General features: G+C 70.3%; 15 protein-coding genes and 1 riboswitch. Of the genes, 4 read left to right on the top strand and 11 right to left on the bottom strand.

Annotation, left to right across the window (positions count from 1 at the left end; all coding sequences use genetic code 11):
• Window positions 1–35: 35 nt before the first annotated feature.
• The 5 genes from ACIRRY_RS02920 to ACIRRY_RS02900 form a co-directional block, all read right to left on the bottom strand.
• Entirely contained in the window at window positions 36–653 is a 618-nt protein-coding gene (locus ACIRRY_RS02920) for an ATP/GTP-binding protein (protein ID WP_033281764.1), read from the bottom strand.
• The gene (locus ACIRRY_RS02915; RefSeq protein ID WP_033281763.1) at window positions 631–1002 is read right to left on the bottom strand and encodes a DUF742 domain-containing protein; all 372 of its coding nucleotides are present in this window, start codon (window positions 1000–1002) and stop codon (window positions 631–633) included. Before ACIRRY_RS02915 ends, ACIRRY_RS02920 begins: the two co-directional genes overlap by 23 nt.
• A 2-nt stretch (window positions 1003–1004) precedes the next feature.
• Window positions 1005–1439 carry a roadblock/LC7 domain-containing protein gene (locus tag ACIRRY_RS02910; protein ID WP_019069670.1) on the bottom strand — a complete coding sequence of 145 codons (435 nt, stop codon included), beginning with the start codon at window positions 1437–1439 and terminating at the stop codon, window positions 1005–1007.
• Between the two features lie 80 nt (window positions 1440–1519).
• Window positions 1520–3790 (bottom strand): ATP-binding protein, encoded by a 2271-nt coding sequence (locus ACIRRY_RS02905; RefSeq protein ID WP_403967221.1) that lies wholly within the window; start codon window positions 3788–3790, stop codon window positions 1520–1522.
• 441 nt (window positions 3791–4231) lie between these two features.
• Window positions 4232–4612, bottom strand: coding sequence for a winged helix-turn-helix transcriptional regulator (locus tag ACIRRY_RS02900; RefSeq protein WP_403967219.1), 381 nt, complete (start codon window positions 4610–4612; stop codon window positions 4232–4234).
• A gap of 103 nt (window positions 4613–4715) precedes the next feature.
• Here ACIRRY_RS02900 and ACIRRY_RS02895 point away from each other — a divergent pair, with 103 nt between their 5' ends.
• Window positions 4716–5123 carry a RidA family protein gene (locus ACIRRY_RS02895; RefSeq protein ID WP_403967217.1) on the top strand — a complete coding sequence of 136 codons (408 nt, stop codon included), beginning with the start codon at window positions 4716–4718 and terminating at the stop codon, window positions 5121–5123.
• Between the two features lie 51 nt (window positions 5124–5174).
• On the opposite strand, the gene ACIRRY_RS02890 is transcribed toward ACIRRY_RS02895, so the two are convergent.
• On the bottom strand, window positions 5175–6377 hold the full coding sequence (locus ACIRRY_RS02890) for an MBL fold metallo-hydrolase (RefSeq protein ID WP_403967215.1): 1203 nt from the start codon (window positions 6375–6377) through the stop codon (window positions 5175–5177).
• A 241-nt stretch (window positions 6378–6618) separates the two neighbouring features.
• Here ACIRRY_RS02890 and ACIRRY_RS02885 point away from each other — a divergent pair, with 241 nt between their 5' ends.
• Window positions 6619–7797 (top strand): Glu/Leu/Phe/Val dehydrogenase dimerization domain-containing protein, encoded by a 1179-nt coding sequence (locus ACIRRY_RS02885; RefSeq protein ID WP_403967213.1) that lies wholly within the window; start codon window positions 6619–6621, stop codon window positions 7795–7797.
• A gap of 65 nt (window positions 7798–7862) precedes the next feature.
• Window positions 7863–8456, top strand: coding sequence for a TetR/AcrR family transcriptional regulator (locus tag ACIRRY_RS02880; protein ID WP_403968330.1), 594 nt, complete (start codon window positions 7863–7865; stop codon window positions 8454–8456).
• A 286-nt stretch (window positions 8457–8742) separates the two neighbouring features.
• On the opposite strand, the gene ACIRRY_RS02875 is transcribed toward ACIRRY_RS02880, so the two are convergent.
• The 3 genes from ACIRRY_RS02875 to ACIRRY_RS02865 form a co-directional block, all read right to left on the bottom strand.
• On the bottom strand, window positions 8743–9528 hold the full coding sequence (locus ACIRRY_RS02875; protein ID WP_403968328.1) for an SGNH/GDSL hydrolase family protein: 786 nt from the start codon (window positions 9526–9528) through the stop codon (window positions 8743–8745).
• A gap of 191 nt (window positions 9529–9719) precedes the next feature.
• A complete protein-coding gene (locus ACIRRY_RS02870) occupies window positions 9720–10661 on the bottom strand; it encodes a peptidoglycan DD-metalloendopeptidase family protein (protein WP_403967211.1) in 942 nt (313 codons plus the stop codon).
• A gap of 4 nt (window positions 10662–10665) precedes the next feature.
• A riboswitch (cyclic di-AMP (ydaO/yuaA leader) is annotated at window positions 10666–10824 on the bottom strand.
• Between the two features lie 305 nt (window positions 10825–11129).
• Window positions 11130–13202: an alpha-galactosidase gene (locus tag ACIRRY_RS02865; protein WP_403967209.1), complete on the bottom strand. Its 2073-nt coding sequence runs from the start codon at window positions 13200–13202 to the stop codon at window positions 11130–11132.
• Window positions 13203–13372: 170 nt separating this feature from the next.
• Here ACIRRY_RS02865 and ACIRRY_RS02860 point away from each other — a divergent pair, with 170 nt between their 5' ends.
• Window positions 13373–14170 (top strand): tyrosine-protein phosphatase, encoded by a 798-nt coding sequence (locus tag ACIRRY_RS02860; protein WP_403967207.1) that lies wholly within the window; start codon window positions 13373–13375, stop codon window positions 14168–14170.
• An 18-nt stretch (window positions 14171–14188) separates the two neighbouring features.
• Here the strand turns inward: ACIRRY_RS02860 and ACIRRY_RS02855 are convergent, their stop codons facing one another.
• Window positions 14189–14314 (bottom strand): DUF6126 family protein, encoded by a 126-nt coding sequence (locus ACIRRY_RS02855; protein WP_403967205.1) that lies wholly within the window; start codon window positions 14312–14314, stop codon window positions 14189–14191.
• Window positions 14311–14943: a helix-turn-helix domain-containing protein gene (locus tag ACIRRY_RS02850; protein ID WP_403967203.1), complete on the bottom strand. Its 633-nt coding sequence runs from the start codon at window positions 14941–14943 to the stop codon at window positions 14311–14313. The genes ACIRRY_RS02855 and ACIRRY_RS02850 overlap by 4 nt, the downstream gene beginning before the upstream one ends.
• Window positions 14944–14981: the final 38 nt, after the last annotated feature.

Here is a 14981-nt window from a genome sequence, read left to right as displayed (position 1 = left end):
TGGCATATGAGGAACTCCATGAGGGTGTGCGGGAATCACATGTGGGCGCCATGGCTCGGCGCGTGCGCCGGAGCGTGGGCGATGAGATGGCGTACGAGGGTCAGCAGGGTCTGCACGCCGGAACTGGAGATCCGCGCGTCGCAGCGGACGACCGGGATCCCTGGGTCCAGATCTATGGCGGCCCGTACCTCCTCGGGGTCGTAGCGGTAGGAGCCGTCGAACTCGTTGATCGCGACGATGAAGCCGAGGCCGCGCTGCTCGAAGAAGTCGACGGCCGCGAAGCACTCCTCCAGACGTCGGGTGTCGGCGAGGATGACCGCGCCGAGCGCACCTTCGGACAGTTCGTCCCACATGAACCAGAACCGCTCCTGTCCGGGCGTACCGAACAGATAGAGCACGTGTTCCGGGTCGAGGGTGATCCGGCCGAAGTCCATCGCCACGGTCGTCTCGACCTTGTTCTCGATGCCTTCGAGATCGTCGGTCGCGGCACTGACCGTGGTGAGCAGCTCCTCCGTGCTGAGCGGCGCGATCTCGCTCACCGCGCCGACGAAGGTCGTCTTGCCGACTCCGAAACCACCCGCCACCAGGATCTTCAGTGCGGTGGGGAAGGGGTCGTGGCCACTCTCGTAGTCAGAGCTGTCGTCGTAGTCCATCGAGCACTGCCTCCAGAAGAGACCGGTCAGTGGGGTTGTGGTGGAACTCGGGTGGCTTGGTGGTCAGCGCCCCGCAGTCGACGAGGTCCGACAGCAGCACCTTGGTGACCGCGGCCGGCAGCTTCAGGTGGGCGGCGACCTCGGCGACCGAGACGGGCGCACGGCACAGGTCGAGGGCCTGCGCGTGCTCGGGACCGAGGTAGCCGAGAGGGGTGGCACCGGTGGCCATCACCTGCGACAGGAGGTCGAGCGCGACGGAGGGCCGGGTCCGGCCGTTGCTGACCGTGAAGGGGCGCACCAGACGTCCGGCCGCGTCGTCCAACCAAGGCCCGTCGCCGGCCGTCGCCACGCTCAAGGCCTCATCGCAGGGGATTCGACGGCGTGCTGCCGGGGAGCGGTCACGAGGTAGGGGCGGACGCTCTTGACCAGCATCGCCATCTCGTAGCCGAGGACGGCCGCGTCGGCCTCGCGGCCGGCGAGCACGGCGAGACAGGTGCCGGAGCCGGCGGTGGTGACAAAGAGCAGGGTCGAGTCGAGTTCGACGACGACCTGCCGGACGTCTCCGCCGTCACCGAAGCGGACGCCCGCACTCCGGCCGAGGGAGTACAGCCCGGAGGCCAGGGCCGCCATGTGGTCGGCGCTGTCGGGGTCGAGCCCGTGAACCGACTTCACGAGCCCGTCGCAGGAGAGCAGGACCGCGCTGGTGGTGTGCGGTACGCGCTGTACGAGGCCGCTCATCAGCCAGTCGAGATCGGATACATGGCCGGTCGGCGCATCGCTCGCCATGGTGGATCGACTCCTTGGGGTACGAAGGTCTGCGGGAGCGCTGGTGGGGGTGGGCGTGTGGGGGGTGGGGGCGTGCGTGGTCATCCGGCTGATGCGCTCCCGTCGTGCGGGGCGGTGAGGTCGTGACCGTGACCGGGCACATGCGCGTGCGCTTCGGCTATGGGGGCCGCGTCCATGTGGGGGGCGAGGGTGAAACGGTCCGTGCCGGTGCGGGTACCCGGACCTACGCCTGTCTCGGTGTCCGGTGTCATGGGCTGTGTGGTGTAACGGTGGAGTGCGGTGTTCATGTAGCCGGAGCCCATGTGTGTTGCCGACAGGTGCGGTTGCTCCACGGCGGACCGGTCCGGGGCGGACGGTTCCGCGTGGAGTGCGTCCATGTAGAGACCGCCCGTGTGGACTTCGCCGGCATAGACCTCACCGGTGGGCACGAACTCCGGGTGCGCCGACTCCCCATGCGAAGGCTCCACCTGCGAAGGCTCCACCTGCGGATCCTCCCTGTGCGGCGGCTCCATGGTCTGGAGTGCCTCCACGCGTGGTGACGCCGTGTCGGTCCCCTCCACCAGCTCCGCCGCCTCCATGTGCTGCCGTGCCTCCGCGAGCCCGATGCCCCGTTGGAACGCGGCCATCAGGCCCGGGTCGTGGCCCGCGGGGTCCTCGGAGTCCTGGCGCGGTGCCGGGCCGTCGCGGAGCTGGGGTGCGATGTGTTCCTGGGCGCGGCGCCGGGGCAATTGGGGCGGCTTGCCCATGGTGCCGCGTACCGCTCCGGCGCGTGGGACGGGCGGCGCGGTGACGTTCTCGGCCACGGTCCCCCGGTCGTCGGGACGGATGCCGGGTACCGCCTCCGAGGGGTTGGCGCGCTCCGCGTGGGCGCCGCGCACGGGCAACGGCACCGGTTCATCGCCGTTCCGCCCCGGTGCGGCGGGCGGTACGGAGTCCCGTCGTTGATGCCGGCCCGGCGCCCCTGACCCGCGCTGGTGCCGTCCCGGCCCGCCGGGCGATGCCAAGACGCCCTGGCCGGCGGCCTGTTGACCGCCCTCGGTCCCGCCCTGCGCCCCGATCTGCGGGGCCTGCTGCGGCGGTACGAGCGGTTGCCCCCCGCCCAGGGTGTCCTGCGGCTGCCCGGCGATCCCGGGGGCGCCCGGCGTCGTACCGCCCAACAGGGCCTGTGGCACGACGAGTACGGCCTGCACCCCGCCGTAGATGTTGGTCTGGAGGCGGACGTGGATGCCGTGGCGGCGGGCGAGTTGGGAGACCACGAACAGGCCGATGCGGCCGTCGGCCAGCAGGCTGGCGACGTTGACCTGGTCGGGGTCGGTGAGCAGGGTGTTCATCCGGCCCTGCTCGCCGAGGGGCATGCCGAGGCCGCGGTCCTCGACCTCGACGGCGAGGCCCGAGGTCACGAGGTTGACGCGGAGCAGCACTTGGGTGTGCGGGGCGGAGAACACCGTGGCGTTCTCGACGAGTTCGGCCACCAGGTGGATCACGTCGGCGACGGCGTGGCCGCGCAGAGTCCCGTCGATCGGCGGCACGAGTTTGACGCGGGAGTACTGCTCGACCTCGGCGATGGCGGAGCGCAGCACCTCGGTCATGGAGACCGGGTTGCTCCACTGTCTGCGGGAGACGGCGCCGCCGAGGACGGCGAGGTTCTCGGCGTGACGGCGGATGCGGGTGGCGAGGTGGTCGACGTGGAAGAGGCCCTTGAGCAGATCGGGGTCCTCGATCTCGTTCTCCAGCTCGTCGAGGATGGAGATCTCGCGGTGCACCAGGGACTGCAGGCGCCGGGCGAGGTTCACGAAGACCTCGACCTTCTGTTCGCTGCCCGCCTGGCTGGAGAGCTGGGAGGCCGCGACGACGGCGGTGACGGCGCCGTCGTGCGCGTGTGCCAGGTCGGCGGCGAGGAGGTCGAAGTCGTCGGCGTCCCCGGGGGGCCTGCTGCGTGGCTTGCGCTGGGGCGGGCCCTCGCCGCGGCGCAGCGCCTCGACCAGGTCGCGCAGATCGGCCTCGCCGCGCGCGCTGCTGCGGCGCAGGGCGCCGATGCGGTCGCTGACGGAACCGGCGGCACGGCCGGCGGCCACGGCGGCGATCAGGATGCCCGCGAACGTCACCGAGGTGGCTCCGGCGAGGACACCCCAGAGGGTGAGGCTGGTCCGTGCTCCGGTGGAGCGGACGGTGAACAGGACGGCCGCGCTGGCGCTCAGCGCGACCGCGATGGGCGGCAGCACGGCGAGGCGCAGGAGCTGGGGGCGTATGTGCGTCTCGGGCAGTGCGGGCACGGGGCGAGCGGCCGGTCGCCCGTGCCGGCCGCCCTCACGGCGGTCTGCGCGTGCGGCCGGTGCACGGAGTTGAGACATCGGCGTCCTCGTACTTGGTGCGTCGGGCCGTTGGTTCGCGCGGGGTGCGCGATTCGGGCATACGCCACAGTGGTGCCGGTCGAGAGAGCCGAAGAATTCGGCCCCACGTCGCCCGACGGACACTCACAGTAGTCGTCAACGCATCAGGTGCGGTGGGCAGTTGACAAAGTCCCACGGGCAGCGTCCCGCTCTGGTATGAGGTCTCGCACGGCAGACCGATAACCTCTCGGGCCGTACGCAGAAGAAGGACAAAGAATCGATCGACCCTGATCGGAACCGGTCGCGAACGGCCGTCAGGGGCTGAGGAGTTCGATGCCGCCCGGCTCTCGACCTCCACCTGTCCCGCACCCGCCGCCGGGTCGTGGAGGCGATTTCCGGAGCCGGGCCACCCTCGGACCTACCCCCGGAACATCACACAGCGTGTCTGCCCGAGGCCGATCGTCAGGCGTCGAAACGGCGGCGGGCGGCCTCGATGCGACCGAGGTACCGGTGGGTCCAGCCGCACATGGCGTCGACCGTCGCCCGGAGCCCCTGGCCGGACTCGGTGAGGGTGTACTCGACACGTGGCGGCACGGTGGGGTGGACGTCGCGCTCGACCAGACCGTTGCGCTCCAGCATGCGCAGGTTCTGCGTGAGCATCTTGTGGCTGATGCCCTCGATCCGGTTCCGCAGTTCACTGAAGCGCAGGGTGCCTTCACGGAGGGCCTCGATGATCAGGAACGCCCACTTGTTGGCGACGTCGGAGAAGATCTCCCGCGCCAGGGAGTCCGCGCGCCTCAGGTCCGCGTCCTCGGGCGAGTCCCTGAACTGCTTGGTCACCATAAGGTTCCCCCGTCACCGAAAAGTGCGTTCTTCCAGGTCAGCGGCAACTCTCCTACGGTTCCCGAGTAACCACAAGTGACCGAGAACGAACGAGGTGGGCAGCATGGCCATCACTCTGATCAACCCCGACGGACTGCCGACGATCCCGGTGTACCGGCAGGTGTCGATCGCTACGGGATCGAAGCTGGTGTTCATCGCCGGGCAGGTCGCCTGGAATGCCGAGGGGGTCACGGTCGGCGCGGGAGACCTCGCCGCCCAGGTCGAGCGGAGCTACCTCAACGTCGGCACCGCGCTGGCCGAGGTCGGCGTGTCCTTCGACGACGTGGCGAAGCTGACCGTCTACGTCGTCGACTGGACGCCCGACAAGATGCCCCTGTTCCTGGAGGGAGTCGCCCGGGCCGCCGCGAAGCTGGGGACCACGCCGATGGCACCGGGGACGCTGATCGGCGTGGCGTCCCTGGACGTACCCGACCATCTGGTCGAGGTGGAAGCCACCGCGGTCATCGACTGAGCGGGACCTGCTACGCGGTACCTGCGTAGCAGGAGGACCTCTCCGCCCCCGTCAGCGCTCGTTGGCGAGGTCGAGTTCCGCCGGAGTCGCCGCCGGGTTCGGTTCCGTCGCGACCGGCTCGGGGGTCGTCCAGTGGCGGGTGATCGTCCCCCCGAAGGGGCGCCACCAAGCAGTCGTCGTCAGGTCGCCGCCGGGTTCGAACGGCTCGCCCGGCGTCGGCGTGGCCACGGTCTGGCCCACCGCCGCTCCCTCGTCCGCCGTCCACTCGCCGGGCTCGGCCCACGGGTGCAGCGCCAGATTGAACGTGCCCCAGTGGATCGGCAGCAGCACCCCGTGCGGCTGCCCGCCCTGGAGGTCGAGGTGGGCGCGCATGCCCTCCTCGGGCGTCATGTGGATGTCGGGCCAGAACTCGCTGTACGCGCCGATCTGGATCATCGTGGCGTCGAACGGACCGTGCGCGGCACCGATGTCCTTGAAGCCCTCGAAGTAGCCGGTGTCGCCGCTGTGGTAGATCCGGTGCTCGTCACCGGCGACCACCCAGGAGGCCCAGAGCGTGTGCTGGGTGTTGCGCAGGCCGCGCCCGCAGAAGTGGCGGGCCGGTGTCGCGGTCAGAGTGAGACCGCCGACCTTGGTCTCCTCGTTCCAGTCCAGCTCGCGCAGCCGGTCCGGGGAGACACCCCAGTGCTCCAGGTGGGCGCCGACGCCGAGCGGCACGGCGAACAGGGTGTCCGTGTCGGCCAGCGCCTTGATCGAGGGCATGTCCAGGTGGTCGTAGTGGTCGTGCGAGATGACCACTACGTCGACCGGGCCGAGCGCGGCCAGCGGCAGGGGCGCCGGGTGCAGCCGCTTGGGTCCGGCGAACGGGAACGGGGAGCAGCGCTCGCCCCAGACCGGGTCGAAGAGGACCCGGTGGCCGTCGATCTCCGCCAGCACGCTGGAGTGCCCCATCCAGGTCAGCCGCAGGCCGGTCGCGGCGGGCTTGGCCAGGTCGGCGAGGGTCGTGGCGTGCACCGGGAGCGTGCCTTCGGGAGCGCGGCGGGCGCGCTGCTCCTTGTCGAGGTAGGACTTGCCCATCTCGCGCATCGTGCCGCCGGACGGGCGGACGTTCGTATTGCCCCCGGGGTTCTGGAAGACCCCGTCCTTGAAGTGGGGTGATCTGCGAATGCGCGCCAGGCGCTCGCCGCTCGGGTCCACGCCGAAGGCAGCGGGCTGCAGCGCGCGGAGCCCGGAGCTCAGCGTACGGAATCCGGTCACGATGCCTCCAGGTCGGGTCGTTCAGGCTTTCCATTATGGTCGACCCCTGTGACAACGCCGGTGCGTCGGCGTCACGGAGCCCGCTTTCCAAGGAAAGACCAAAGTTCCGCGCCGAAGGTCGACCCGGCGCAGCGGGATCCGAGCGTCCGGCGGCCCTTCCGTTGACAGGACCCGACACCACTCCCGATACTGACTCGCCGTTCAGTACTTGGCCTGCCGGCCGATGCCGCGAGGAGTCCCCATGACCGCCCCCCTGATGTCGCTCACCTGGACCGATCACGTCACCGGCCGCCAGGGCTTCCTGGTCGTCGACCGGCTAGTGCGCGGGGTGTCCAGCGGCGGACTGCGGATGCGGCCGGGCTGCACACTCGACGAGGTGGCGGGGCTCGCCCGCGGCATGACCATGAAAGAGGCGCTGCACTACGACCCGGAGGGCCGCTACGTCCCCCTGGGCGGCGCCAAGGGCGGCATCGACTGCGATCCCCAGGACCCGGGGGCGTACGACGTCCTCGTGCGCTACCTGCGCGCCATGCGGCCGTACATCGAGAGCTTCTGGACGACGGGTGAGGACCTCGGGCTGACCCAGGACCTGGTCGACCGGGCCGTCGCCGAGGCCGGGCTCGTGTCGTCGATCCAGGCCGTGTATCCGCTGCTCGACGACGAGAAGGCGGCCCGGCGGCGGCTCGCGGACGCCTTCGCGGTCGACGTGGACGGCATCGGTCTCGACGAGCTGGTCGGCGGCTGCGGGGTCGCCGAGTCGGTGCTCGCGGCGCTGGACCGGGCGGACGTGCCGTACGCGGGGACGCGGGTCTCCGTGCAGGGTCTGGGCACCATGGGCGGGGCCACGGCGCGGTTCCTCACGCGCGCGGGGCTGACGATCGTCGCCGTCGCCGACCTGAAGGGGACGATCGCGAACCCGGCCGGACTCGACGTGGACGCGCTGCTCGCGGCCCGGGACGGGTACGGCGCCGTGGACCGTTCCGCGCTGCGCCCCGGCGACCTCGAACTCCCCGGCGAGGACTGGCTGTCCGTCGAGGCGGAGGTGCTGGTCCCGGCGGCGGTGTCGTACGCGATCGACACCACGAACCAGCAGGGGATCGGCGCCCGCTGGATCGTCGAGGCGGCCAACATGCCCGTCCTCCCCGAGGCGGAGGAACTGCTGTCCGCGCGCGGAGTCGTCGTACTGCCCGACGTGGTCGTGAACTCCGGGACGAACGCCTGGTGGTGGTGGACCCTGTTCGGCGACATCGGCGCGGACGCGGACGAGGCGTTCGCCCACACCCGGCGTTCGATGCGCTCCCTGATCGACCTGATGCTGGCCCGCGCGGAGGCCGACGGCACGACCCCGCGCGCCGCCGCGCACGCCATCGTCGCGGACCGGCTGCCGGTCATCGCGGAGCGGTTCGGCTGGTACCGGTGAGGCACCGGGCAACACCTTCGTGGACCACGGAATAGGGTGATCACGTGGCGAGAGTGCGGTTGGGCGTGGCGGAGCGGCGTGCGGAGTTGCTGCGGGCCGCCGTCGAGCAGATCGAGGCGCGGGGTGTGGCGGCGGTCAGGATCGCCGACGTGGCCTCGGCGCTCGGGGTGAGCAACGCGCTGGTGCTCTATCACTTCTCGACCAAGGAGAAACTGGTCGCCGCCGCGTTCACCTTCGCCGCGGAGGACGATCTCGCGCATCTGCGCAAGCTGCTCGGCCGCCGTACGACCGCGCTGCGCCGGCTGCGGGCGGCGGTGCGCTGGTACGCGCCGACCGGGCAGGCCAAGGGCTGGCGGCTGTGGATCGAGGGCTGGGCGGCGGCGCTGCGTGAGCCCGCCCTCCTGGACGTCACCCGGGATCTCGACCGGCAGTGGAAGCGGGCGCTCGCGGAGGTCGTCGCCGAGGGGGTGACCGCGGGCGAGTTCCACTGCCCGGACCCGGCCACCACCGCCCTGCGCCTCACGGCGCTCCTCGACGGACTCGCCGTACAGATGACGGCGTACGCGGGAGCGGTGTCGCGGGCGCGGGCCCTGGAGTGGGTCGACGAGGCCCTGGCCCGCGAACTGGGCCTGGACCGGGCCGCGTTGACGGCGTCCTGAGCCGTCCCTCCGTAGGCACTCGGTTCAGTTCGCAGACCGTGGTACCCGTGACGGCGAGGTCGTGGACCTCGGCGCGGGGCTACGCTGCGGGCACGCGGACAGGCGCGGGCACGCGAAGGAGGTTTTTCCGGCAGCCGGGGACAGGGGGACGGTTCGGGGACATGTCACCACCCCGGCCCACCCATAGCCGTTCACCGCTCCCGCGCGGTCACCTCACCGGCCCCCCGGTTCCGCGGCCGCACCCGCCACCCCGCGGGCCCTTCACCCGGCGGAGCCTCACGCCCCGTCAAGCCACCCAGTCGATCCGCATCTTGATGTCGTCCGGCGACAACGCGCCCTTCGCCTCCGCATGGTCCCCGGAGGACTCGCCCCGCAGCCGGCGGCCGATCCACGGCACCAGGTACTCGCGTGCCCAGTGGACGTCGTCGCGCCGGATGTCGAGCGTGCCGCGCGGGGGCAGCGGCGGCCAGGGCTGGTCCGGGTCGGCCGGGATCTCGACACCGAGGACCTGGCCGGCGCGGAGCGCCACGCGCGTGTGCCCCTCGGGAGAGAGGTGGAGCCGGTCGCCGTCCCAGGCCCGCCGGTCCTGGACCGTCTTCAGGGACCACAGGTCGAGCACCGGACAGCCGTAGCGGTCGGCGATGGCCCGCACATGTCCGTTGTAGGTGGCGATCTTGCCGCGAAGGTGCTTGAGCACGGGCACGTTGCGGGTGTCGAAGCCGGTCGTCACCATGACGGTGCCGACGGCGGCGGTGAGGTCGGCGACCGCGCGCTCGAAGCGCTCGGCGACCTCGTCGGGGTCGGTGCCCGGACGGATGATGTCGTTGCCGCCCGCGGCCAGGGAGACCAGGTCGGGGGCGATCTCCTTGGCCCGGGTGAGCTGGTCGGCCACGATCTGGTCGAGCAGCTTCCCGCGCACCGCGAGGTTGGTGTACTCGAAGTCGCCCTCGGGCCGCCGGTCCGCGAGCAGTACCGCGAACCGGTCGGCCCAGCCGACCATCGCCCCGTCGGGCCCAGGATCGCCGACGCCCTCGGTGAAGCTGTCCCCCACCGCCACGTACGACCCGATCACTGATCTGTTGTCACTCTTCGAATCGTTAGCCACGGCAACCATAATTCACCCTGGAGTGTGACCTACGCGATCGTAATATGGGGTTGACGGGCGGTGAGATAAGCCACTTGTAAAGTGTTGTCCAAAGTCGGAATAAGCCCCTGATCAGGGGCGTTCACGCCGGGAACTGCCCTGACCGGGGTTCCGAGAGGTCAGCCGACGGTGACGCCGTGCGAGCGCAGGTAGGCGACCGGGTCCACGTCCGAGCCGTAGTACGGCGTCGTCCGGATCTCGAAGTGCAGGTGCGGGCCGGTCACGTTGCCGGTCGCGCCGGAGAGGCCGATCTGCTGGCCCTCGGTCACGGTCTGGCCGGCCGAGACGGACAGCTGCGACATGTGGGCGTACTGCGAGTACTCGCCGTCCGCGTGCCGGATCACGACCTCGTTGCCGTAGGCGCCGTCGTAGGCCGCCGAGACGACCGTGCCCGCGGCGACCGCCTTGATGGTGGTGCCGGTCGGGACGACGAAGTCGACACCGGTGTGGTAGCCGCTGGACCACATGCTGCCCGCGACGTGGTAGCCGGTGCCGATCGTGCCGCCGGTCACGGGGAGGGTGTAGCCGCTGGAGGTGCTCGTGCTGGTGCTGTCGTCGCTCTGGGTGGCGGTCGTCTTCTTCGACGAAGACGAAGAAGACGAACTGGAGGACGAACCGGACGACTTGGTCGTGCTCGTACCCGTGTCCGCGCCGGTGCCCGTGCTCGTGCCCGTCGCGGCCTTCTTGCCGAGGGAGAGCTTCAGGCCCGGGTGGATCAGCGACGGATCGCCGCCGATGGCCTCGCGGTTGTCCTGGTAGATCTTCTTCCAGCCGCCGGTGACGTCCTGCTCCTCGGCGATCTTCGCGAGCCAGTCGCCGGCCTTCACCGAGTACGTCTTGACGCCCTCGGTCTTGGCGGTCGCCGCCTTCTGCGTCACCGTCTTCTCAGTCGCCGGAACCGACTGAACGGCCTTTTCCGGAACGGAAGTCGTGGTGGCGGCATGAGCGCCGGTCGCCCCCATGAGCGGAAGGGCGAGTGCCGCGCCGCCCGTTCCGGCCACGGCTATCGAGCGGGAGAAACGCTGGGACTTCGGACGGCGGTGCTTACCCTTGGCGGGCATGACGAATTCCTCTCCGGCGCCTGCGGGGTGAGCTGTCGGGTGCGGGCTGGAGATGCCCGGCCGCGCGCTGGTCGCGGCTTAACCCCAAGCCCGTTCCGGAGACCGGAACAGGCGTCTTACCTGTGGGTCCCCCGCTCCTGCCGCATACGGGTGGGTGTGCGGAGTCCGGTCGGCGGCAGGATTGGGCGTCCGTCCGGATTGGTGGCGAACGTAAGCGAGGAAGACGCAAAGGGACAAGCAGGAGGTTCCACGGATATGCGTTCCTTGTGATCCCCTGTGGGAATTTACAGTCACCCTCCGTGAATTCCCACCGGACTCAACCCCTCAATTCCCCTGCAAAAGCACGCCAATTACGTGAACATGACGAACGACGTACGGTCACGAATATGACGCTGATCACGTGCGTTCCCCTCAGGTTCCTTTATTCCAGAGCGAGTTGGCACGAAGGCTGCAATTAGGACAGAAGGCTCAGATGCGACGCAGCCGGATAACCGTCGCATCGAGGTCACCGCGCAGCCCAGTACGCAGCCCGTGGTGCAACAGGACCGCACCCCTGTGGACTTCACCCGTTTCGAGGCATTCGTACGATGCTGTCGGGTCGAGCCCGCGCAGCCGGAGCGCCGACAGGGGCTCTCCGTAGTGCTGCGCCTGGAGGAGGGCGAGGACGACGGTCTCGTCGCCGCGCACGTACTGCACGGCGCTCAGTCCGCCGCTCGGCGCGCGCAGCCGGTGGAGGTCGCCGTGCTGCACGAGCGGCCGGATCTCCTTGTAGAGGTCGACCCAGCGGCGGGCCTCGGTGAGGTCCTCGTCGGTCCACTCCGAGAGGTCGCCACCCACACCGAGCACCCCGGCCATGGAACTCACGAACCGGAAACGCAGGCTGCTGACCCGGTCGTTGAGTTGAGTGTTCGGGCTGTCGGTGACCCAGGCGGCCATCACGCGCGCGGGGTGGATCTGGCTGAAGCCGTGCTGGATGGCGAGCCGGTCGAGCGGGTCGGTGTTGTCCGAGGTCCACACCTGGTCCGTACGGCTCATGATGCCGAGGTCGATCCGGCCGCCACCGCCCGAGCAGGACTCGAAGGCCACGCCCGGGTGAGCTTCCCGCAACCGGTCCAACAGGGCGTACAGGGCCCGCACATGGTCGACCCAGAGACGCTGCGGATAGGCGTCGCCGGGCCAGCCCGCGTCGGTGAAGCAGCGGTTGAAGTCCCACTTCACGTAGTCGATCGGGGCACTGGAGAGCAGCCCGTCGAGCTGCTCCCAGAGGTACTCCTGAACGTCCTCGCGGGCCAGGTTGAGGACGAGCTGATTGCGGAACTCCGTCCGCTTTCGTCCCGGTTGGAACTGCACCCAGTCGGGGTGCGCGCGGTACAGGTCGCTGTCCGGGTTGATCATCTCGGGCTCGACCCAGATGCCGAACTGCATGCCCAGCGCGTGCACACGGTCGGCGAGCGGCTTGAGACCCGCCGGGAAACGGTCCGGGTTGGGGGTCCAGTCACCGAGCCCGGCACGGTCGCTGGTGCGGGCGCCGAACCAGCCGTCGTCGACCACGAACAGCTCGACCCCGACCGCCGCCGCGCGCTGCGCGAGCGTCTCCTGCTGCTCCTCGGAGATGTCGAACTGGGTGGCCTCCCAGGAGTTGTAGAGCACCGGCCGGTCCTGGTCCGCGTCCGGGATGACGTACGTCCGCTGGTACGTGTGCCAGGTGCGGCTGGCGCCGCCGTAGCCGCCGTCGCTCCACAGCCCCGCGAAGAGGGGGGTCGTGTAGGACTCGCCCGGCGCCAGGAGCAGCAGCCCGGAGTCGTCGTACCCGGCACCGCCGGTGATCTGCACGCGCGCGTCCGGGAGTTGGGCCACGGCCAGCCGCCAGGACCCCGACCAGCCGAGGGCACAGCCGTAGACCTCGCCGCGCTCCTCGGTGGCGTCGATGTCGAGGGCCACCCAGGGCAGATGCTGATGCCCGGTGTGACCGCGCCGGCTGCCGATGACCTTCTCACCGTAGGTGAGCTCGGAACGCACCAGCCGCGACTCGGCGGCCCACCGCCCGTGCAACTGCGACAGCCGCCACCCCTCACGCTCGGGCAGCGTCCACACACCGGAGTCGGCGCGCAGCAGCTCCAACGGCTCGTCCCCGTCGTTGTCGAGGCTCGTCCAGCGCTCTACGACGTCGCCGCGCGTCCGGTAGTGCAGCGTGATCGCAAGGCCGGTGTCCCGGAAGCGGAGCCGCAGTTCGTCGCCCTCGGTGTCGTACCGCTCGAAGGTCCATTCCGTGCCGCGGCGCTCGGGGGTGCGCACGGACAGGGCGGGCCGGGCGAAGCGGGGGCCGCCCTCGACGGGGTACTCCTCGCGGCCGTCGAGCGGGGACTCGAAGGAGGAGCCGGAGGGCAGCGGGCGGGCGGCGAGTTCCTCGGCGTCGGCGAGTGCGATCGCGGGGCCCCAGTGCAGGTGGAGCAGCTCGTCGTGCTCGGTGAGATGGACGGCGTAGCTGCTTGTGGGGCCCGACAGCACCCACGTCCGGCCGTTCTCGGCGATCTCCAGCATCAGGTTCCTCACAGATTCGAACAAGTCCGCTCAAGCGCCAACATCATCGACGTCCGAGGGGTCGTGAGGCAACGCCTGTGGACAACTCATTGCCTCGGGAATCGATGTCGTATCGTCGAGAACGTGCCCGCCGGTGAGCCGCGCCGCCGGGCCGAGTGGGAGGAGTCCTCGTGACGCAGCAGATTCCGTCGACCGAGCCGGAGTTGTCCGGAGTGCGCAATTTCCGGGACGTGGGCGGACTTCCTACGGTGGACGGACGGCGGGTGCGGCACGGGGTGCTGTTCCGCAGCGGCCATCTCGCGCACGCGACCGAGGAGGACACCGCGTTCCTCGACTCGCTGGGTCTGCACACGATATTCGACTTCCGCAACGCGTCGGACCAGAAGCTGGAGGGTCCCGACGTCGAGCTGCCCGGCGTGCGCAATGTGAACCTGCCGCTGAGCGACCCGGCGGACGGCTCCGAGTTCTGGAAGATGGTCCGCGACGGCGAGATCGAGCAGTTGCGCGAGATCCTCGGCGGCGACAAGGGCGCGAACCGGATGATCGCCTCGTACCGCACGATCGTCAAGGACCGGACCGCCGAGCACTCCCAGGTGCTCCACTCGCTCGCCGAGGACAGTGTTCCCGCGCTGATGCACTGCGCGGCGGGCAAGGACCGCGCGGGTCTGTCGATAGCCGTGACGCTGCTCGCCCTGGGCGTGGAGCGCGAGGCGATCGTGACCGACTACCTGGAGTCGAACGCGAAGCACCGCCGCTACCAGGTGCGCCGCAGCAACTCCTCCGTCGCCGGCTACTCCCCCGAGGTGATGGAGCTCCTCAGTCCCCTCTTCGACGCCCGCGCCGAGTATCTGACGGCGGCCTTCGAGACGGTCGAGGAGACCTGGGGCAGCGTGGACGCCTATCTGGAGCAGGGGTTGGGGATCACCCCGGAGATCCGGGAGCGGCTGCGCGAGCGCCTGCTGGACTGAACTCGTGGCGGTGGCGGGCTACTTGGCACCCACGGAGAACAGCAGGTAGATGAAGGCCGCGAAGAGGTGGCCGACAGCGATGTAGATGAGGAGCCGTACCCACAGGGCGCGGGGGAACTTGTCCTCGATGTTGTTGCCGCTCATGGCGTCTCTCCGGTGATCGGGCCCAGGCACAGGGCGGCCGTGGGGCTCTGCAACAGGGTGTGGACGAACAGGACCTCGACGCCGGTCTCGTCGGCGGCGGCGAGCCGGTGCGGGGTGAGCGAGTCGAAGTGCGCGCTGTCGCCCGGCCCGAGGACGTGCGCGGTGTCGCCGAGCCGCAGCCGCAACCGCCCCTTGAGGACGTAGAGCCATTCCTCGCCGGGGTGCACGCGCACGATGTCGCCCTGGGAGCCGTGCGGGATGCGGACGCGCAGCGACTGCATCCCGCGGCCGTGGGCGCCGGCCTGCCAGTAGGTCCAGCCGCCCGCGTGGGTCGGTTCCATGTCGGCGGCGCGGACGACGGCGTCCCGGTCGGTGACCGTCTCGCCCAGCAGATCCGAGACTGTCGTACCGTAGATACGGGCCAGCGCGAGCAGCATCGGCAGCGAGGGCTGACGCAGCCCGGTCTCCAGCCGGGAGAGATGGGCGGGCGAGAGCCCGGCCGAGCGGGCGGCGGCCTCCAGGGTGAGGGAGGCGCGGCGGCGCAGGGCTCGGAGCTGGGGGGCGACGGTGGCCGGCAGGTCGTCGGCCGGTCCGGTCGACGGTTCCGACTCTGTCTCGGAAGAGCTCATGCTCTCTATTCAGCCCCAGGATTGCCTCTGCGGCAAAT

The sequence above is a fragment of the Streptomyces sp. NPDC101776 genome, assembly GCF_044766845.1.
Lineage (GTDB): Bacteria > Actinomycetota > Actinomycetes > Streptomycetales > Streptomycetaceae > Streptomyces.
Note: the sequence above shows the minus strand (reverse complement) of the source record. Positions and strands in the feature narration are given on the sequence as shown.